Source organism: Streptomyces sp. SM18 (genome assembly GCF_002910775.2).
Lineage (GTDB): Bacteria > Actinomycetota > Actinomycetes > Streptomycetales > Streptomycetaceae > Streptomyces > Streptomyces halstedii.
This window is the reverse complement of the sequence record NZ_CP029342.1, coordinates 6,989,571-7,010,919: the sequence shown is the minus strand read 5'-3', so window position 1 is coordinate 7,010,919 and position 21,349 is coordinate 6,989,571. Positions and strand designations below refer to the sequence as shown.

9 protein-coding genes are annotated in these 21,349 nt (G+C 72.9%); 1 reads left to right on the top strand and 8 read right to left on the bottom strand.

The genetic code is table 11. From position 1 onward, the window contains the following. Positions 1 to 38: 38 nt before the first annotated feature. From B9S64_RS31145 to B9S64_RS31110, 8 genes are all read right to left on the bottom strand, one after another. Positions 39 to 1,739 carry an ABC transporter ATP-binding protein gene (locus B9S64_RS31145; RefSeq protein WP_103489443.1) on the bottom strand — a complete coding sequence of 567 codons (1,701 nt, stop codon included), beginning with the start codon at positions 1,737 to 1,739 and terminating at the stop codon, positions 39 to 41. Then, positions 1,726 to 12,618 carry a non-ribosomal peptide synthetase gene (locus B9S64_RS31140; RefSeq protein WP_109492182.1) on the bottom strand — a complete coding sequence of 3,631 codons (10,893 nt, stop codon included), beginning with the start codon at positions 12,616 to 12,618 and terminating at the stop codon, positions 1,726 to 1,728. The genes B9S64_RS31145 and B9S64_RS31140 overlap by 14 nt, the downstream gene beginning before the upstream one ends. Positions 12,619 to 12,675: 57 nt before the next feature. Next, positions 12,676 to 14,463, bottom strand: a complete 1,788-nt coding sequence (locus B9S64_RS31135) for an ABC transporter ATP-binding protein (RefSeq protein WP_103489257.1) — start codon at positions 14,461 to 14,463, stop codon at positions 12,676 to 12,678. Positions 14,464 to 14,500: 37 nt separating this feature from the next. Then, on the bottom strand, positions 14,501 to 15,553 hold the full coding sequence (locus B9S64_RS31130; protein WP_103489256.1) for an iron-siderophore ABC transporter substrate-binding protein: 1,053 nt from the start codon (positions 15,551 to 15,553) through the stop codon (positions 14,501 to 14,503). A 128-nt stretch (positions 15,554 to 15,681) separates the two neighbouring features. Beyond that, positions 15,682 to 16,536, bottom strand: a complete 855-nt coding sequence (locus B9S64_RS31125; RefSeq protein ID WP_103489255.1) for an ABC transporter ATP-binding protein — start codon at positions 16,534 to 16,536, stop codon at positions 15,682 to 15,684. Positions 16,537 to 16,579: 43 nt separating this feature from the next. Beyond that, positions 16,580 to 17,641, bottom strand: a complete 1,062-nt coding sequence (locus B9S64_RS31120; RefSeq protein WP_103489254.1) for an iron chelate uptake ABC transporter family permease subunit — start codon at positions 17,639 to 17,641, stop codon at positions 16,580 to 16,582. Continuing rightward, positions 17,638 to 18,696: an iron ABC transporter permease gene (locus B9S64_RS31115; protein ID WP_103489253.1), complete on the bottom strand. Its 1,059-nt coding sequence runs from the start codon at positions 18,694 to 18,696 to the stop codon at positions 17,638 to 17,640. The genes B9S64_RS31120 and B9S64_RS31115 overlap by 4 nt, the downstream gene beginning before the upstream one ends. Before the next feature lie 103 nt (positions 18,697 to 18,799). Beyond that, complete coding sequence (locus tag B9S64_RS31110) at positions 18,800 to 20,137, bottom strand: lysine N(6)-hydroxylase/L-ornithine N(5)-oxygenase family protein (RefSeq protein WP_103489252.1); 1,338 nt, start codon at positions 20,135 to 20,137, stop codon at positions 18,800 to 18,802. 249 nt (positions 20,138 to 20,386) lie between these two features. On the opposite strand from B9S64_RS31110, the gene B9S64_RS31105 reads away from it, so the two are divergent. Next, the gene (locus B9S64_RS31105) at positions 20,387 to 21,334 is read left to right on the top strand and encodes a methionyl-tRNA formyltransferase (RefSeq protein ID WP_037881299.1); all 948 of its coding nucleotides are present in this window, start codon (positions 20,387 to 20,389) and stop codon (positions 21,332 to 21,334) included. Positions 21,335 to 21,349 lie beyond the last annotated feature (15 nt).

Genomic DNA, 21,349 nt, shown 5'->3' with positions numbered 1-21,349 from the left:
GGCCGCCCAGGCCGCGGTGCCCGGCCCTCGGCCGCCGGTCAGCGGGCCACCGCCCGGCAGTACGCCTCGTCGGTGGCCAGGAGGTTGCGGTGGGAGTCCTCCGCGGTGACCGCGCCGTCGTCCAGGACCAGGACCCGGTCGGCGGCGTCCAGGAGGGCCGGGCTGCTGGTGAGGACGACGGTGGTGCGGCCCCGGCGCAGTTCCGCGATGTTGCGCGCGATGAGCTGTTCGGTGACGGCGTCGACCGCCGTCGTCGGGTCGTGCAGCACGAGGACGTCCGTGTCGGCGGCCAGCGCGCGGGCCAGGGACAGCCGTTGGCGCTGTCCGCCGGAGAGGTTGGCGCCGCGGTCCCGGACGGCGTGGTCGAGCCCTTCGCGGTGGAGGGCGACGACATCGGTCAGCATCGACGCCTCGACGGCCTCGGCGACCGAACCGCTGGTGCCCGAGGGGTCGATGTTCGAACGCAGGGTGCCCGCGAAGATCTCCCCGTCGTACGGGTTGACCAGCATGTGCGCGCGGACGGCCTCGATCGACAGGTCCGCGGTCTCCCGGCCGCCGAGCCGCAGCGCCCCCTCGTAGGCGTGGGGCGGGGTGTTCCCGGCCAGGACCGACGCCAGGTCGGCCGCCGCACGCGGCTGGTAGGCGGTGACGGCCACGAACTCCCCCGCGGACACCCGGAACTTCAGTTCGCGCAGCGCGCCGTACCGTACGCAGTCGATCTCCAGGTCTCCCCCGGCGGCCGGGCGCTCCGTCCCCGGGGTCGTCACCGGCGGCGCGGAGAGCACCAGGGCCATCCGCTCGGCCGAGGCACGCGCCATCATGACGTACTTCGGCATCTCCGAGAACATCTTGAGCGGCTCCATGATGAACTGGGCCAGCCCCACCGCCATCACCAGCTCCCCGATGGTGATGCGCCCTTCGAAGGCGAGCCAGCCCGCCGTCAGCGTCACCGCGGCGGCCAGGACCGCGTTCAGCGCCAGCGCGGTGCCCGCGTAGACGCCGTTCACCCGGGCCACCGTGATCGCCTGGTTCCTGGCCTCCGCGCTGACCCGCCGGTAGGACCGGAACGCCGCGTGGTTGCCGCCGAAGCCGTGCAGCGGGCGCAGGCCGATGATCAGGTCGGCGACCTTCGCGCCCGCCCGCGCCACCCGGGCCTGCTGCTCGCGGGTGCTGGAACCGATCCGTCTGGACATCACACCGAGGACCGACAGGATCGCCACGGTCCCCACGATGACCAGCAGGCCGAGCCGGAGGTCGGCCAGGCCGAGCGCGACCGCCGCGACCACCACCGCGACCAGGGAGCTGACCAGCAGCGGCACCACCTCGATGATGTCGGCGGTCTGGTCGGCGTCCTCGGTGGCGATGGTCAGCACCTCGCCGGACTTGAGGTCGAGGTCCCTGGCCACCGGCTGGAGCCCGCAGGCCGCGACCCGCACCCGCCAGCGGTGCGCCTCGGTCGTGTTGGCCTTCTGCAGGACGCGCATCCCGAACCGCCAGGACAGCGACACGGTCGTGATGATCACGGCCAGCGCGGCGACCGACAGGCCGAGCGAGCCCAGGTGCCGGTCCCGCAGGGTGTGTTCGACGATCAGGCCGAGCGCGATGGGGAAGGCGGTCTCGCCCGCCTGGTACAGGCCCATGAGGACGGTGCCGCCCGCCATGGCGCCGATGTTGCGGCGCAGGGCGGTACGGAGGATGTCGGACCCCGGGCGGGGCCGCTGTGTGTCAGGAGTCGTCATCGATGTGGCGCGCAATCGCTTCCGGGGTTCGCAGGGTGAGCAGATCACGGATCGTGACCACAGGACCGTATGCGCGGCGGAGCAGTCCGATCAACCGCACCGCCAGCATGGAATGACCGCCCAGGGAGACGAAGTCGCTCACGGCGCCGACCTCGTCGTCGTCCAGGTCGAGTGCCTCGGCGAAGAAGGCGCAGACCTCGCTCTCCGTGCCGCTCCTCGGCGCGCGCTCGCCGCCCGTGGTCAGCACGCCGAGCGGCCGGGCCTCCGGCAGCGCCTTGGTGTCGGCCTTCCCGTTCACGGTCAGCGGGATGCGGTCGACCTGGGCGTAGTGCGTCGGGCGCATGTAGTCCGGCAGGCCGGCGCCCGCCTCGGCGGCGACCGTCGCCAGGTCGGAGCCGGTCAGCACGAGATAAGCGGCGAGCTGGTACGCGCCGTCCGCCTGGGGGGCGGGCTGGGCGACGGCGGCGGCGAACCGCACCGCCGGGTGCGCCGCGAACGCGGCCTCCACCTCGCCGGGTTCGACCCGGTGGCCACGGATCTTGACCTGCTGGTCGGTGCGGCCCAGGTACATGAGGTTCCCGTCGGGCCGCCGGACCACCAGGTCCCCGGTGCGGTACATCCGTTCGCCGGGGGCGCCGAACGGGCAGGCGACGAACCGGTCCGCGGTCTGCGCGCTCTGCCCCAGGTAGCCGCGCGCGATGCCGATCCCCGCGACGTACAGCTCACCGGGGGCGCCGTCCGGCAGCGGGCGCAGCCACGGGTCCAGGACGTGGGCGTCGGTGTTGTCGATCGCCGTGCCCACCACCGGGTCGGGGCAGTCGAAGGTGCCGACGCCGAGGGTGTTGATGGTGTACTCGGTGGGCCCGTACAGGTTGTAGCCGACGGTTCCCTCGGTCTCCGCGAGCCGCCGCCACAGGTCCGGGGTGACGGCCTCGCCGCCCAGCAGCACCAGGGCGGGCCGCCGGGCGGTGGTGTCGAGCAGCCCCTCGTCCACCAGTTGCCGCGCATAGGTCGGGGTCACGTTGACGACGTCCACGGCGTGCTCGCGGCAGTACTCGACCAGGCGGGGCGCGTCACGGCGCAGCTCCTCGTCGCAGATGTGCACCTCGTGTCCGTCGGCCAGCCACAGCAGCTCCTCCCACGACATGTCGAACGCGAACGACACGGTGTGGGCGACCCGGAAGACCCGGTGGCCGTGGCGCGCGAGGACCGGCTCGAAGATCCGGCGCCGGTGGTTGACCAGCATGTTGGTGAGGCCCGCGTACTCGGTCACCACCCCCTTGGGCTTCCCGGTCGATCCGGAGGTGTAGATCGTGTACGCGGGGTGGCGCAGGCGGTGCGGGTCACCGGGCGCGAACGTCACGAACGGGGCGGCCTCGGGCAGCGGGCGGTCCAGCTCGATGAGTTCGCCGGTCAGCCGGGGCGCCACGGTACTCACGGTGAGGATGACGTCGGGGCGGGCGTCGGCGGTGATCGCGGCGATCCGCTCGTCCGGGTGGTCGAGTTCCAGGGGGACGTAGGCGGCCCCCGTACGCAGTACCGCGAAGAGCGCCACGATCGAGTCGAGGGAGCGCGGCAGGGCGAGGCCCACGGTGCGCTCGGGGCCGATGCCGCGCCCGGCGAGCACCCCCGCCAGCGCCCGGCTGCGGTCCCGGAGCCGGGCGAAGGTCATGGTCGTGCCGTGGGCGACCAGGGCGACCCGCTCCGGGTCGCGGTCAGCCGCCCGGTCGAACCGGTCCACGACGGTGTCGGTGCCGATGTCCGTGCGGGGGGCGGGCCGGGGCTCCGGTCCCAGCCCCTTCAGGGCGCCCACCGGCCCGTTCGAGCGGGCCAGGTCGTCCAGCACGCGCAGGTAGTCGTCGAGGAGGCGGCGGGCGTGTCCGGTGTCGTCGCCGCGGTACTCCAGCTTGACCGTGAGCCGGTCGCCGGGCGTGACGACCCAGGTGTACGGGTAGTGCGTCGAGTCGTCGGCCCGCACCGAGGTGATGCCGTGCCGGGCGTTCATCGCGGCGAGCGCGTCCAGGTCCAGGAAGTTCTGGAGGACGAAGAGGTTGTCGAACAGGCTGTCGTGTCCGCCGGCCCGCTGGATCTCGCCCAGTCCCAGGTGTTCGTGGTCCATGGCCTCGACCCGGGACGCCTGGACGGCCGCCAGGTACGCCCCGACCGTGTCGCCGGGCCGCGCCCGGGTCCACTGGGGGACGGTGTTGAGCAGCACGCCGACGACCTCGGACAGGCCCTCGCCCTCCCGGCCGGAGACGGTCACACCGAACACGGCGTCGGCGCGTCCGGTGTGCGCGCCCAGCAGGAGGCCGAAGGCCCCGGTCAGCAGGGAGTTGAGGGTGACGCCGTGTCTCCGGGCGGCTTCCCTGAGCAGGTCCGACCGCTCGGAGGAGAGCGTGTGCGCGAGGGCGCGCGGCAGGGCGTCCGAGAACGACGGGCGCGGTCCGGCGAGCAGCGTCGGTCCGGCCAGGCCGGCCAGGTGCCCGGCCCAGAAGCGCTCCGACGCGGCGGTGTCCCGGGCGTGGAGCGTCCGGGCGTGGTCCTCGAAGGACGGGGTGGCCGGGGTGGCACGCAGCGGTTCACCGGCGACGGCGGCCCGGTAGGCGTCGAACAGGTCCCGCAGGAGGATCTCGCGGGACCAGCCGTCCCAGAGCAGCAGGTGGTAGCTCAGCAGCAGACCGTCGCGGTCGTCGGACAGGCGCACCACGGTCAGCCGGACCAGCGGCGGGCACCCCGGGTCGAATCCCGTGTCGCGGTCCCGGGCGCGCAGGGTGTCCACGTCCGCCTCGGACTCCGCGCGCACCGTGCGCACCTCGACGCGCCGTCCGGCCTTCAGATTCTGGACCGGGTTGCCGTCCCGGTCGGTGGTGAAGCCGGCGCCGACGACCGGGTGACGGCCGATGACGTACGCCATCGCCTCGGCCAGGGCGTCGGTGTCCAGCCGCCGGTCGAAGGTGAAGTAGCTCTGCGCGACGTAGTGTCCGGCGGAGCCCGCCATCTGGGCCTGGAAGAACAGGCCCCGTTGGAGCGGGGTGACCGGTGCCGTGCGTTCGGCCGCCGCGGCGGTGTCCGCGACGTGCTCAAGGGCGTCGCGCCAGTGCCGGGTCAGCTCGTCGGGGACGCCGTCGGCGAGGGTGAGGACGGCGCACAGGCGTCCGGTGTCCTCGTCGGTCCACGCGTTGACCTCGACGGCGTAGGGGCGGCCCTGGTCCTGGCCGGTGACGGGGAGCGCCTCGGACTCGCGGCCCCGGCCGAGGTAGTTGAAGAGCACCTGGGGGCGGGCGGTCAGCAGCGGTGCCGTCTGCGGGTCGAGGTACCGCAACTGCCCGTAGGCGACGTGTCCCCGCTCGTCGGGGAGGCGTTCGGTGAGTTCGCGCGCCGCCGCGACGGGGTCGGTGCGCGGGGTGAGGCGTACGGGGGCGACGGCGGTGAACCAGCCGACCGTACGGGTGTAGTCGTGGTGGTCCAGCGCCGGGACCCGGCCGTGCCGCTCCAGCTCGATCGCCAGGTCGGTGGGCGAGGGCTGGACACGGGTCAGCGCGGCGCGCAGCGCGCCGCACAGCAGTTCGGTGAGACCGATGCCGAGTGCGGCGGGGGCGGTGCGCGTGACCCGGTCGCTCACGTCCGGCGGGAGGACGACCGTGGTCTCGCGCGGGCCCGTGACCTCAGGCAGCAGCGGGGGTGCCTGGAGCGTGCTGATCCAGTGTCCGAGGGCGTCGAGGGCGTGGGCGGGCCGGGAGTTCAGCGCGTCGGCGTACGCGGCGTAGGAGGTGGTGGGCGGTGGCAGGCTGTCGCCGCGCAGGGCGGTGGCCAGGTCGTCCAGCAGGATCAGCCAGGACACCGCGTCGACGGCGAGGTGGTGCGCGGTGACGACGAGGGTCCGGGTCGCTTCCAGCCAGGCGAAGGCGACGACCTCCCCGGACTCGGGGTCCAGGCGCCCGGCGGCCTCGTCGGCCGCGGCCGCCGGGTCCGCGGTGTCCGGCCGGGCCACGGTGACGTGGTGGGCGGGCCCGGTGCGCAGGGCCCACACCCCGTGCTCCACGCGCAGCCGCAGGCGCAGGACCGGGTGCGCGGCGACGACGGCGTCCGCGGCGCGTCCGGCGTCCTGGAAGCTGGTGCCTTCGGCCGCCACCAGCGCCCTGGCCTGGGCGAACCGGGCGAGGGAGCCGCCGAGCGAGCGCCTGCGCAGGATGATCGGTGTGAGGGCCAGCGGGCCGTCCTCGGGGTGGGCGGGCGCGGGCGGCACGGCGCGTGGTGTGCGTGCCGCGAGGTGGCCGGCGAGGGCGCGCGGGCTCTTGTGCAGGAACACGTCCCGTGGCGTGATCGACAGGCCGAGGGCCCTGGCCCGGTTGATCAGGGTGATGGCGACGATGCTGTCGCCGCCGGCCATGAAGAAGTCGGTGTCGCCGTCCACGTCAGGGGCGCCGGGCAGGGTCGCGCGGTAGACGCCGACCAGTGCGGTGAGCACGGAGTCACCGCCGGCGGCCGGAGGGGTGTCCTCCGGCACGGTGGCGGCGTGCTCGGTCAGGGCCCGGCGGTCCAGTTTGCCGTTGACGGTCAGCGGCAGGGCGTCGAGCCGGATCACCCGGCCGGGCACCATGTACGCGGGCAGTCTCGCGGAGAGCGGGCCGGTGACGTCGCCGGTACCCGCGCCGACGACGTGTGCCACGAGATGGTCGCCGCTGTCCGCGACGGTGACGGCCGCGTCGGCCACGCCGTCGAGTTCCCTGAGCGCGGACTCCACCTCACCGAGCTCGATACGGAAGCCCTTGAGCTGTACCTGGTCGTCGGCGCGGCCGACGAAGACCAGCTCGCCGTCGAGCGTGCGCCGGGCGAGGTCGCCCGTGTGGTACATGCGGGTGCCGTCGTCCACGAACGGGTTCGCCACGAACCGTCCGGCGGTGAGACCGGGCCGGCCCAGGTAGCCGAGGGACACCTGGTCACCGGCGACGTAGAGGGCGCCCACCCGGCCCGGCGGCACCGGCCGGAGCCGGTCGTCGAGCAGATGGACCGTCAGCCCGGGGACGGGGCCGCCGATCGGGCTCGTGTCACCGTCGACGTCCTCGCCGGTGAGCACCCGGTGGGTGACGTGGACGGTGGTCTCGGTGATGCCGTACATGTTGACCAGCTCGGGTGAGCCGGTGCCGTGCCGTTCGGTCCAGGGGCGCAGCCGTCCGGGGTCCAGCGCCTCGCCGCCGAAGATGATCCGGCGCAGTGCGGTGACCGGCTCGGCGGCCTGCCGGTCGGCCTCGACGAACTGGTGGAAGGCGGACGGGGTCTGGTTGAGCACGGTCACCCCGCGCTCGCGGACCAGCCGGTGGAAGTCCACCGGGGAGCGGGTCAGGCCGTACTCCGGCACCAGCAGCTCACCGCCGTGCGCCAGGGCGCCCCACAGCTCCCAGACCGCGAAGTCGAAGGAGTACGAGTGGAACTGGACCCATACGTCACGCGGGCCGAACTCCATGTCGGCCCGGGTGTGGGCGAGCAGCGCGACCACGGCGGAGTGCGGGACGACGACGCCCTTGGGCCTGCCGGTCGATCCGGAGGTGTAGATCACGTACGCGGGGTCCCCCGGGCGGGCCCGGCGGGCGGTGGCGTCCGGCGGCGGCCCGGCACCGGGCGTCTCGTCGCCCAGGACGAGCACACGGGCCGGCAGGTGCGCGAAGCGGTCGCGGTGCTCGCGGTCCACGAGGACGACCTGGGGTGCGGCGTCCGCGAGGACGTACTCCAGCCGTTCGTCCGGATAGGCCAGGTCGAGGGGTACGTACGCGGCGCCCGCGGTGACGACCGCGACCAGGGCGACGACCTGTTCCGCGGACCGCGGGACGGCGACGGCGACCCGGGTGCCCGGTCCGGCGCCGGCCGCGCGCAGGGCGGAGGCCAGTCCGTCCTTGGCGTCGGAGAGCTGACCGTAGGTCAGTGACCTGGTGGTGCCGTCGAGGGCGCAGTGGGTGACGGCGGTGGCGGCCGGGTCGCGGCCGGCGGCGGCGTCGAACAGCGCGTCCAGGGTCGCCGGGGCGCCCGGGACGGCCGGGGCGGGGCGCCGGACGTCCTCGCGGACCAGATCACCGACCGGGGTGCCGGGGCGGGTGAGCAGGCCCGTGAGGGTCCGGGCGAAGGTCCGCAGGATCGTCCGGGCGCCCGCCTCCCGCAGCAGCGCCCCGTCGTAGATCAGCTGGAAGCGCGGACCGCCGTCGAGCGCCCGCTCCACCACCAGGGTCAGCGGGTAGTGCGGGGCCCCCTCGTTGACGATGCCGGTGACCACGAGGTCGTCGTCCGGCCCGCGCAGCGCCTCCACGTCGGTCGCGACGTCGAACACCACCAGGGTGTCGAAGAGCGGTCCGGTGCCGGTCCGGCGGCCGATCCGCGCCAGTGAGACGTGCTGATGGGGCAGTACCGCGCTCTGGTGGGCGCGGACCGAGTCCAGCAGGTCGCCCGCTGTGGTGCCCCTGGACCAGCGGGCGCGCACCGGGACGGTGTTGATGAAGAGGCCCACCATGTCCGCGATGCCCGGCACGTCGGCGTCGCGCCCGGAGACGGTGGAGCCGAACACCACGTCGTCGCGGTGCAGGATGCCGCCCAGGGTCAGCGCCCAGGCGCTGTGCACGGCCACGCTCAGCGGCACCCCGGCCGACCGGGCGGCGGCGTCGACGTCCCCGTCCGGGGCCACGGCGGTGTCGGCGAACCGGTCGGAGGGGGTGTGCCCCTCCGCGACCAGTGACGGGCCGGGCAGCCCGGCGAGCTGGTCGTGCCAGACCCGGTCGCTCTCCTCGTCGTCCCGTGCGGCGAGCCACCGCACGTAGTCGGGGAAGCCGCCGAGCGGATACACGCTCCCCGGCGCGTGGTACTCGGTCAGCAGCGCGCGGAGCATCGGCGGTACCGACCAGCCGTCCGCGACGATGTGGTGCACGGTCTGCACCAGCACGTTCCGGCCGTGGCCCGCGCGGACGAGGGTGTACCGCATCAGCGGTCCGGTGGCGAGGTCGAACCCGGCGCGGCGGTCGCGCTCGGCGTGGTCGCGCAGCTCGTCGCCGGTGATGCCGGGGCGGTCCAGGACGGTGAAGGGCGCCCGGACACCGCTCTCCAGCACCGAGACCACCCGGCCGTCCGCGAGGGCCGTGAACCGGGCGGCCAGGTTCGGGTAGAGGGTGAGCAGCCGGGTGGCCGCCGCCGCGAGCCGGCCGGCGTCCACCTCGCCCTCCAGCGTGAGCACCTGCTGCTCGACGTAGCTGCCCGTCGCGTCGTCGTCGAAGACCGAGTGGAAGTACAGGCCCTCCTGCAACGGGGTCAGCGGCAGGATGTCGCGCAGGGCCGGTCCGTCCAAGGCGTCCACGTCGTCCTGCGTCAGCGGTACGGCGGCGAAGTCGCCCGGGGAGTGGCCGCCCCCGTCGAGCGCGGCCAGGGCGGTCAGGGCGTCCTGGAAGTAGGCGCCGAGGGTGGCGGTGTCCTCGTCGGTGAACACCCCTTCGGGCCAGGAGAGGGTGGTGACCAGCTCGTACCCGCCGGCCGGGGCGGGCTCCGCGATCGCGTTGAACTCCAGGGCGCGCGGCAGACGCATCCGCGGGTCGCGCCGCTCCCCCAACTGCCCGGTGGGGCCGGCGAACCGCCAGTCCCCCGGGGTGTCCGAGTCGAAGCGGCCCAGGTAGTTGAAGAGCACCTGCGGCGCGGGTGTGTCGAAGCGGATGCCGGCCAGGTGGCGCAGGACGCCGTAGGAGAGCCCGTTGCCCGGTACCCGGCCGAGGTCGTCCTTGACCGCCTTGAGCGCGGCGGCCAGGTACGCGGGGTCGGTGAGGTCGTCCGCCGGTCCGGGGTCCACGGTCACCGGGAACAGGGTGGTGAACCAGCCCACGGTCCGCGACAGGTCGGGCTCGGAGCCGGCGGTGCCCGCGACGAACCGTCCCTCGCGGCCGTGGCCCTCCAGCTCGATGTGGGCGAAGGTCTGGTCCTGCCCCAGGTCGCGCCGCCACCGGGCGAGGGCCACGGCGAGCCCGGTCAGCAGGACGTCGTTGACGCCCGCGTGGAACCTGGCGGGGATCTCGCCCAGCAGCGCGGAGGTGACCTCGGGCCCGACCGTGACGGTGCGCAGGCGTTCCTGGGCGACGGTGTCGTCCTCGGACGGGGCACGTCTGCCCAGCGGGTGGTCCGGGCCGGGCAGCGGGCGCCGGAAAAAGGCGCGGTCGGCCTCGAAGTCCGTACGTTCCAGCAGCCGCGTCCAGCGCCGGAAGGAGGTGCCCACCGGGGGCAGGGCGAGAGGCGTGCCCGAGGAGAGCTGCCGCCACGCCGTGGCCAGGTCGTCCGTCAGGACGCGCCAGGACACCCCGTCGATCACCACGTGGTGGACGACCAGGACGAGTTGCCGGGCCTCGCGGCGCCAGACGGCGCGCAGCATCACCCCGTTGTCCGGGTCGAGTCCGCGGGTGGCGAGCGTGGTGCACGCGTCGAGCGGAGCGTCGCTCTCCTGCCAGTGCGCGGTGACGTGGTCCGCGGGCGGGACGTAGAAGCTCCAGCGGTCGCCGCGTACCAGCCTGGCGCGCAGCATGACGTGGTGGGTGACCAGGGCGGTGAGCATCGTGTCGAGGGCGTGGGCGGTGAGGTCCGCCGGGGTGCGCACCACCACCGACTGCACGAACCCGTCGATCGCGTCCGTGGTCGCGCCGAGCCACCGCACGACGGGCGGTGCCACGACGTGTCCGGTGGCCTCGTCGCCGTGTTCCGCCGGAGTGGCGTCCTCACGGCTCGCGACCGCGGCCAGCGCGCCCACGACGCTGTGGGTGAAGATCTGCCGTGCGGTGACGTGGAGGCCCGCCTCGCGCAGTGCGCTCAGCAGCGAGATGGCGAGGATGCTGTCGCCGCCGAGCCGGAAGAAGTCCTGGTCGGCGCCGACCTCCTCCAGTCTGAGGACCGACGCCACGGCCGCGCACACCAGGCGCTCGTTCTCGGTGGCCGGCGCGACGAGCGGGCCGGTGGAGAGCACGGGTTCGGGCAGCGCGTTCCGGTCGATCTTGCCGTGGGCGGTGAGCGGGAACTCCCCGGTCACCACGATGTGGGTGGGCACCATGTACTCCACCATGTGCGCGGCGGCCCACGCCCGGACGTCCTCCGCGCTCAGGTCCTCGTGGCCGGCCGCCGGGATGACGTATCCCACCAGGTAGGTGCCGCCCGCCGGGTTCGTTCTCGCGACGACACAGGTGTGCCGTGCCCCGGGGTGCTCGGCGAGACCGGCCTCGACGTCCTCGATCTCCAGCCGCATGCCGCGGATCTTGATCTGGTTGTCGGCGCGGCCGAGGAAGTCCAGCGACCCGTCCGGGGCGAACCGGGCGAGGTCACCGGTCCGGTAGAGGCGGGAGCCGTCCGCCGCGAAGGGGTTGGCCACGAACCGGGAGGCCGTCAGGGCCGGGGCGTTGACGTATCCGCGCCCCAGGAGGAGCCCTCCGGCGTACAGTTCGCCGCCGGCCCCGACGGGGACCGGGCGCAGCTCGTCGTCCAGCACGTACAGCTGGGTGTTGGGGTTGGCCTTGCCGATCGATGTCGACAGGCGTTCCGCCGCGCCCCGGTAGACGACGTGCGAGACGCCGATCGTCGTCTCGGCCGGGCCGTAGCCGTGGTACAGGGGGATGTCGAGGCGGGTGCGGAACCGCTCGTACAGCTCCGGGGTCAGCACCTCGCCGCCGCACCACACGTGCCGCAGGCTGTCCAGGCGCCCCGAGTCGCCCACGATCTCCAGCAGGACGTCCAGCATGGAGGACACCAGGTAGGTGAAGGTGACGCCGTGCCGGGCGATGACGTCCAGCAGGTGGTGCGGGTCGCGTTCGCCGCCGGGGCGCAGGACCACGACCCGGCCGCCGCGCACCAGCGGCAGGAATATCTCGTTGACGGAGATGTCGAAGGACAGGGGCGCCTTGAACAGGGACACGTCGTCGGGGCCGAAGCCGAGGATCTCGTCGGCCTGCCACAGCAGGCGCTCGCTGATCGCCTCGTGGCGGATCATCGCGCCCTTGGGGCGTCCCGTGGAACCGGACGTGAAGATCACATAGGCCAGCGAGGCGCCCGGGACGCGCGGGCCGGGCTCCTCGGCCGTGCGGGAACCGAGCCGCCAGGCGCCGAGGTCCACGGCCACGGCCTCCGGTTCACCGGCGGTGTGCTCGCCCGAGGTGTTGAGCTGGAGCACGGCGCGGGCGTCCTCGATGACGACGGCCCGGCGCGCGGCGGGCCATCGCGGGTCGAGGGGGACGAACGCGCAGCCCGCCCGGAGCACGCCGAGCAGTCCGACCACCATCTCGGCGGAGCGGCCCAGCGAGATGCCGACGACCTGTTCGGCGGCGAGTCCGCGTTCGCGGAGTAGGTAGGCCAACTGTGCCGATGAATCGTCTACTTGACGGTACGTCAGCACACGGTCGCCGTCGACGACGGCGACCGCGTCCGGCCGGGCGCCCGCCTGCTCGCGGAACATCTCCACGACGGTCGGGCGGACCCGTTCGGTCGCGGTGTCGTTCCACCGGGCCAGGGCCTCGATCCGCTCGGCCGTTCCGCAGGGGCCGATGGTGCCGAGCGGGCGGTCCGGGAAGTCGGTCAGGTCCTCCAGTGCCCGCCGCGCCTCGTCCGGTGCGACGCCCTCGGGGACGGTGATGCTCCCGCCGTCCGCGCCGACCTCCCAGCCGTCCGGGCCCGGACCGCCGTTGTCCACCCAGCCGAGGACGTCGGCGAACAGGGTGGCGGGGGTGAGGTCGAGACCGTCGGGGCTTCTGCCCGTCGCCCAGTACGCCAGCCCGACGGCGCAGGCCACGGCCACCGTCCGGTCGCCGTACGCGCCGGTCCGCCGGCGCACGGCGGCCACCCCCGTGGGGGAGAGCGGGAGGAGACGCGCACTCGGTTCCGTCATCGAAGACTCAACGCCCTTCCGTGGGATGAAAGTCGACCCCGGTCCGACCGGGTCCGCCTAACTGCCTTCTCGCCACGCACGCCACAGGCGCGCGTACCGGCCGCCCAGAGCCACCAGTTCGTCGTGGGTTCCCTGCTCGACCACGCGTCCCGCGTCCAGCACGGCGATCCGGTCCGCCGCCATCGCCTGGGTGAGCCGGTGTGCCACGAACAGCGTGGTCCGGCCCGCGCACGCGGCCCGTACGGCCCGCTCCAGCTCGGCCGCCCCCTCGCTGCCCGCCTCCGCGGTCGACTCGTCGAGGACCACCACCGGTGTACGCCCCAGCACCAGCCGGGCCAGGGCGATCTGGGCGACCTTGGTGACGTCCAGGCGTTCGCCGCCCTCGCCGACCGCGGTGTCCAGCCCCTCGGGCAGCGCCTCGGCCCAGGTGCCGGCGCCGACCGTGCGCAGCGCGTCCATGAGCGCGGTGTCGTCCGCCCCGGGCGCGGCCAGCCGCAGGTCGTCGGCGAGGGAACCGGAGAACACGTGTGTCTCCTGCGTCAGGATGCTCACCAGGGCGCGTGCCCCTGCCTCGTCCAGATCGGCCAGGTCGTGGGGCCCGACCCGCACCGATCCCGCCTGAGGGTGTCCGATGCCCGCGATCAGCGCGGCCAGGGTGGACTTGCCCGCCCCCGTCGCGCCCACGAGGGCGAGTGAGCCGCCCGCCGGGATCGTCAGGGAGATGTCCTCGAGGACCGGCCGCCCGGCGTCCGGGTAGCTGAACGTGAGCCCCTCCACGGTCACCGGGTGGGGCACGGCGTCGGCCGACGTGACGGAGGTGTCGCCTACGAGACGGTCCTCCGCGGCCTCCCCCAGGACGCCGACCAGGCGAGTCAGGCTCGCACCCGACTTCTGCGCCTCGTCGAAGGTGAACATGATGGCGCCCAGCGGGGTGAACAGCCGGTGGAACATGAGCGGGGCCGCCGCCACCTCGCCGAGGGTCGCGGCGTCGCCCTCCAGCAGGGCGTACCCCACCAGGAGGATCAGCACGAGTCCGATGAACTCGGCCCGGTTCTCCCTGCCGACGAACCGGCCGAAGAACCGGAACACCTCGACGCCGAGGTCACGCACCCGCCACGACTCGGCGGTGACCTTCTCCCGGAAGGCTCCTTCGAGGCGGTACGCGCGGACCGTGTCGATCCCGTCGAGTCCGCTGATGAGCGCCTGGGCGCGGTCGGCCTGGGCAATCCGCTGCCCGCGGTAGAGCGGGGCGGAGCGCGGAAGGTACCAGCGCAGCGCCAGCGCGTACGCCGGAAGCGCGCCGGCGCCCGCCAGGCCGAGCCGCCAGTCCAGTCCGAACATGCCGATCGTGGCGATGGCGACCAGCACACCGGCCGAGAACACGGTGGGGACGGCACTGCGGATGCCCCGGGACAGCACGGCCACGTCGTCGCCCACCCGGGAGAGCACGTCTCCCCGTCCGACCTGCTCGATCCGGGCGCTCGGCATGCCCAGGACCGCCCGGACGGCTCCCTCCCGCAGCCGCGCGAGCAGGTCCGCGCCCAGCCGCCCGATCAGGTACGTCGACAGGGCGGTGGCCGCCGCGCCGAGCAGCGCGGCGGCTCCCATCCAGATCCCGACGGTGACCAGGACCGAGCGCCCGTCGCCCTGGACCACTCCGTCGACCACCCGGCCGAGCAGGAGCACCGGAAGCACCTGGAGCGTCGCGCCGGCCACCGTGGTGAACACGGTGGCCGCCGTGAGCCAGGGCAGTTCGCGGCAGCGCGCCGCGACCCATCGGGTGGACTCGCCTCCGGCCGCGGTGCGCAGGGCCGCCGGGGCGGCGCGCGTCCCGGCGCCGCTCACCCAGGTACCGGTTCGGTCCGGCGGGACGGGCCCGGCGTCACTGGTCGACCGACTTGACGAGCTCGTCGATCGCGTACGGCAGGGAGAGCAGGGTGCCCTGGGACATGGCGGCGCCGACCGCCGGGCCCTCGCCGTCCAGCAGGTACGAGACCTTGCCCTTCTTGACCGCGTCCAGGTTGGCGAACAGCTTGAACTTCTTCAGCGCCTCCTGGTCCGCCTTGTCGGCGATGACGAAGATGCGGTCGACGTCGACCAGGTCGACGCGCTCCGGGGAGAGCACGGTGTAGAACTTGCCGTCCGCGATCTCGTCGATCTTCGTGGCGCCCTTGAAGCCGATGCCCGTCACGAGCCGCCCGCGCACGTCGGTGGTGGTGAACGGCGCGACCGAGTCCTCGTACCAGGACAGCGGGACGGCGGTCTGCTCCGCGAACTCCGGGTGCGCCGCACGGGCCGCGTCGAGCTTGTCCTGGATGCCCTTGACCAGCGCGGCGCCTTCGGTCTCCTTGCCGAGCGCCTTGGCGATGTGCAGCGCGTTGTCCTGCCACGGGGCGCTGAACAGTTCCTTCTCGCCCTTGGTGCGGCCCACGGTCGGGGCGATCTTGGAGAGCTTGTCGTAGGCGGCCTGGTCGATCTCGGAGTAGACCGCGATGATCAGGTCCGGCCTCAGGGCGGCGATCTTCTCGTAGTTGGGGCCCGAGTCGCCGTTGCTCATGATGACTTCGGGGCGGGCGTCGCCCCACTTGTCCTTCACCCAGGGCCACTGGGTGTTGACGTCGGGGGTCTGTCCGGCGGGGTTCGGGTACTGGTCCACCATGCCGACGGGCTTGATGCCGAACGCCAGGATGGCCTGGTCGTCGGTGTAGCCGACGGAGACGACCCGCTGCGGGGCCTTGGTGACCTCCGTGGAGCCGAACGCGTGCTCCACGGTGACCGGGAACGCGCCGGTCGCGGCGGCGGGGGCCTTGCCGGTCTTCTCGTCCGCCGTGTCGGAGCCGCAGGCGGCCAGCAGACCGACGCCGAGCGTCACGGCGGACAGCGTCGCCGCCAGCCGTCGCCATGGCTTCACACGCGTCGTTCGTTGGAAGAGCATCCCGTATCCCCTGCTTTCGCACTGTTCCCGCGCCCCGACTGAGGGCAGCCAAACCTTATCCTCACAAGATGAGGTTAGCCTAGCCTTACTTTCTCTGTTTCCGTACGGAGGCGCCCAGTTGGGCGATGTCAGGCGGGGGTGCCCCGGTCGAGCCGGACGTGGGCGCGGCCGATGGGCACGATGAGCGGGCGGTCCCCCATCGGGTCGTCGATCACCTTGGCCCGCAGCCCGAACGCCTCGTACAGCAGTTCCTCGGTGACCACCTCGCGCGGGTGGCCCTGCGCCAGGATCGCTCCCGCCCGCATGACGACGAGATGGTCGCTGTAACGGGTGGCCAGGTTGAGGTCGTGGAGCACCATGACCACCGTGCGGCCCGACTCGTGCAGGTCGTCCACCAGGTCGAGTACGTCGATGGCGTGCGCCAGGTCCAGATAGGTGGTCGGCTCGTCCAGCAGCAGCAGGTCGGTGCCCTGAGCCAGCGTCATCGATATCCACACGCGCTGGCGCTGGCCTCCGGAGAGCGAGTCCACCGGGCGGTCGGCCAGGTCCAGGACCCCGGTCATGGCCAGCGCGCGCTCGACGACCGAGGCGTCGTCGGAGGACCACTGCCGCAGCCAGCTCTGGTGCGGATGGCGCCCCCGGGCGACCAGGTCGGCCACCGTCAGCCCCTCCGGCGCGACCGGTGCCTGCGGCAGCAGGCCGAGCCGCTTCGCCACGTCCCTGGTCCTGAGCCGGCTGATGTCCTCGCCGTCCAGCACGACCGTGCCGCCGGCCGGTTTGAGCAGCCGCGTCAGGGTGCGCAACAGGGTGGACTTCCCACAGCCGTTGGGCCCGATGATCGTGGTGACCAGTCCGGGCGGGATCGACACGTCGAGGCCGTCGATGACGGTCCGTCCGCCGTAGCCGACCGTGACGCCCCTGGCGGCCAGCCGGGAGACACCGCCGGCCGTGGAATCAACCGTGGTGATGTGCGAAACGGCCACAGCTCCCCCTGTCTCTCAGGATCTCGCTCATTCTTGTCATCGGCTACCTGAGGTTCGCCCGCACCAGCAGGTACACGAGGAAGGGACCTCCGACGGCCGCCGTGACCACGCCGACCGGGAGGGTGAACGGCAGCGCCGTACGCGCGACCAGGTCCGAGCCGGTCAGCAGCAGGGCGCCCACCAGGCCGGAGGCCGCCATGGGAGGCGTGGGGCACCTGGCCAGACGCATCGCCACCTGCGGGGCCACCAGCGCCACGAACGGGACCGGGCCCGCCGCGCTCACCGCGGCGGCCGCCAGCAGGACCGCACAGAGCAGCAGGACCGCCCGCACCCGGGTGTAGCGGACGCCCAGCCCCGCCGCCACGTCGTCGCCGAGGTGCATCGGCTTGAACTGGAACGCGGCGCACGCCACGACCACCACGAGCACCAGCACGCACCAGAACGCGGTGCCGACCTCGTCCCAGGACCGGTTGTCCAGCGAGCCGACCAGCCATGCCTGGGCCCTGGCCACGTCCCGGATGTCGGCCGAGACCAGCAGCCAGGTCGTGAGCGCCTCCATGACGGCGCTCACCGAGATGCCGATGAGGATGAGGCGGAAGCCGTCGATCCCGCGCCGCCACGCCAGGAAGTACACCAGCAGCCCCGTGGCGAGCCCGCCGGCGAGCGCCGCGGCGGACAGCCCCAGGGTGGAGACGACCGCGGCGGCGGTCCCGCCGGACACCGTCACCAGGAACACCGCGACCGTGCCGGCCCCGCCGGTGATGCCCAGGACGTCCGGGCTGGCCAGCGGGTTGCGCGCGACGGACTGCGTGATCGCCCCGGACACCCCCAGGGCGATGCCCACCACGAGTCCGGCCAGCGCGCGCGGCATCCGCAGGTCCATGACCACGAACGCGTCGACCTGCTCGCCGCCGCCCAGCAGGGTGGCGATCACCCGGGGCAGGGCGATGGGGAAGTCCCCGACCGCGATGGACAGGCAGAACACCAGGAAGGCCGCCGCCGCCAGCAGCAGGGTGACGCCGGCGATCCAGGGCCGCCACACGAACGACACCTGCCCGAGCCGTACGCCCGGGGCCGTCGCCCGCCCGGTTTCGGTCGTGTTCATGCGCTCCTGAACTTTCCTCGCCACACCAGAGCCGCGAAGAACGGGGCGCCGAGCAGGGCCACGACGATTCCGGCGTCCAACTCGCCCGGCCGCACGACCAGTCGGCCCACGATGTCACAGACCAGCAGGACGACGGCGCCGAGCAGGCCCGCGTACGGCACCAGCCAGCGGTAGTCCGGTCCGGTCAGGTACCGGGCCACGTGCGCCACCATGAGCCCGAGGAAGGCGATGGGGCCGCACGCCGCCGTGGCCGCCCCCGCCAGCAGGGTGACGGCGACGATGCCCACGGTCCGGCTCAGCGCGATGTTCACCCCGAGCCCCCGCGCCACGTCGTCCCCGAGGTTCAGCAGGTTGAGGGACGGCAGCAGGGCCAGCGCCGCCACCAGCCCCACCGCGACGAACACGGCCACCGGACCGATGACGCCGAACCCGACCCCGGCCACGGAGCCCGCGTTCCAGAACCGCAGCGCGTTCAGCGACTTCACGTCCGACAGCGCGACCGCCGTGGTCATCGCCATGAGGAACACCGTGATGCCCTGCCCGGCCAGCGCGAGGGTCAGCGGATTGCCGGCCCCCCGGCCGATGCTCGACAGCCCGAAGACGACGCCACCGGCGAGGGCCGCCCCGGCGAACGCGAACCAGACGTACTGGAACGGGTCGGTGAAGCCGAACAGGGCGATCGCCGACACCACGGCGAAGGAGGCACCGGAGTTCACGCCGAGCAGCCCCGTGTCCGCGATCGGGTTGCGGGTGAAGCCCTGGATCAGCGCGCCGCCGGTCCCGAGGGCGAGGCCCGCGACGACCGCGAGCACCGTCCGGGGCACCCGTACCGTCCGTACGATCAGCCTGATCTCGGTGTGGTGCCGGTCGGCGTCCGGCGCGGCGGTCAGCCCGTGCCACACCTCCGCCGGACTCAGCGCGCGCGCACCGACGGCCAGCGACACGGCCACCGCGACCACCAGCACCACGACCAGCGCCACCGAGCCCGCCACCCGTCTTCGGCGGGCCGCCGTCATACCGGTGGGCGCGGTGCGCTCCAGTGCAGTCGTGCTCATGTCGACGTACGATATCCCTTTGATCAACGGGGACTTGCGGGGCCCGTGGGGCATCTCACACCGTGACGTGGCAGGCCGCGGCTCCGGTGGGAGCGGGTGCGGGTCAGCCGCCCGCGACCGGCCGGGCCGCGTCGGGGGCGGCCTTGACGCTCCGGTCGATCAGCGAGTCCAGGATCTCGCCGACCCGGATCGCGGTGTTGGACAGCAGGGCGGAGGTGATGCCGTGCGTGTGCTCCGTACCGCCCTGGAGGTAGATGCCACAGCGCAGCCGGGGGTCGGTCGCGATGCGGTAGTCGCGCTCGACGCTCACGCGCCCCTCGCCGTCGCGCAGGCAGTGGTCCCCGACGCCGCCGAGGAGGCCGAGCGGATCGACGGGGCTGTAGCCGGTGGCGAAGACCACGACGTCGGCGTCGAGCAGGGTCTCCTCGCCCGTGACGAGGGACTTCACGGTGGCACTCACCTTGTCCGGCGTCTCCTCGACGTCGGTGAGGCGGGAGACGTTGAGGAACCGCAGCCGCTCGGTGCCGAGGACCTTCTCCCGGTACACCTGCCGGTACAGGTCGTCGATCAGATCGATGTCCACCACCGAGTAGTTGGTGTTGCCGTGATAGTCCATCAGCCGGCGCTTGACGTCCTCGGGCGAGGCGAAGTAGTCGTCGACCGCCTCGGGGTCGAAGATCCGGTTGGCGAAGGCGCTGTCGTCGGCCGGGCTGTACCCGTAGCGGGTGAAGACCGCGCATATCTCGGCCTCGGGGAAGCGGCGGTGCAGATAGGCGACGTTCTCGGCGGCGCTCTGGCCCGCGCCCACCACGACGAACCTGGAGGGCGAGGTGCCTTCCAGGCCGTCGACCTTCTTGAGCAGGTCGGAGTTGTGCCAGACGCGGTCGCCACGCTCGACACCCTCCGGCAGGCGGGGGCGCAGACCGGTGCCGATGACGAGGTTGCGGGCCCGGTGGACCGCGAGCCCCTCGGCCGAACGGACCGTCACGTCCAGGTACTCCACCGCTCCGTCGTGGAGTACGGGGGCGACGCCGACGACCTCGTGGCCGTAGGAGACCTGGTCGCCGACCTGGGCGGCAGCCCACTCGAAGTAGTCGTGGAACTCCACCCGCAGCGGGAAGAGGTTCTTGTGGTTGATGAAGTCGATCAGCCGTCCCTTGCTCTTCAGATAGCAGAGGAAGCTGAACTCACTGGCCGGGTTCCGGAGCGTCACCAGGTCCTTGAGGAAGGACACCTGCATGGTCGCGTCGTCGATCAGCATCCCGCGGTGCCAGCCGAAGCGCGGCTGCTGCTCGAAGAAGCGCGCGCTGATCTTCTCGCGTGTGCCCGGGTCCGCGTTGTGCTCGCCGAGCGCGATCGCCATGGCCACGTTGGACGGCCCGAAGCCGATACCGATGAGGTCATGGACCGGTGGTGCGTCGTCGGGATGAACCTGCGACATGTCACTCCCATCGTGCGGGGAAACCCCCCGTCAGGCGCGGGGAAGTACGAAGCGTGGGCACACCGACGGGGCACCCACGCTGGAACTTAGGTGAGCCTAAGCTAATCACGTGAGGCTGTCGACAGCGGCAAATCAGGCACCCCGGACGCCGGTCCCGCCTCAACTGCGCTGCGAAGCATACCCATTGCAGAGTAAGGTAAGCCTTGCTTTACTGACATCGACCACTCCCCGTCCTGTAGGAGGAACCGCATGCGTGTCGTCATGTTCGGATACCAGACCTGGGGGCACCGCACCCTGCAAGCCCTCCTGGACTCCGAGCACGACGTGGTGCTGGTCGTGACCCACCCCAAGAGCGAGCACGCGTACGAGAAGATCTGGAGCGACTCCGTCGCCGACCTCGCCGAGGCCAACGGCGTACCGGTCCTGATCCGCAACCGCCCCGACGACGAGGAGCTGTTCCGGCGCCTGGAGGAAGCGGCCCCGGACATCATCGTGGCCAACAACTGGCGGACCTGGATCCCCCCGCGCGTCTTCGCCCTCCCCCGGCACGGCACGCTGAACGTCCACGACTCGCTGCTGCCGAAGTACGCCGGTTTCTCGCCGCTGATCTGGGCCCTGATCAACGGCGAGTCCGAAGTGGGCGTGACGGCGCACATGATGAACGACGAACTCGACGCCGGCGACATCGTCCGGCAGGAGGCGGTCCCGGTCGGCCCGGCCGACACCACCACGGACCTCTTCCACAAGACCGTCGGCCTGATCGCCCCGGTCACCATCGGCGCGCTCGACCTCATCGCCTCGGGGCGGACGGAGTTCACCAAGCAGGACCGCTCACGGGCGAGCTTCTTCCACAAGCGGTCCGAGGAGGACATCCGCATCGACTGGAACTGGCCGGCCGAGGACCTCGAACGCCTGGTCCGCGCCCAGTCCGAGCCCTACCCCAGCGCCTTCACCTTCCACCGGGGGAAGCGGCTGGAGGTCCTCGCCGCGAGGGTCTCGGAGAACCGCTACGGCGGCACGCCCGGCCGTGTCTTCTACCGCGAGGGCGACGGCGTGGTGATCGTCGCCGGCTCCGACGCCCGCACCGGCCGCAACCGCGGCCTGGCCCTCACCCGGGTACGGACCGAGGACGGCCGGGAGATGGCCGCGGCGGAGTACTTCACCACGATGGGCGGCTATCTGACCGGCCGTCCCTGACACGGCGGGCCGCCC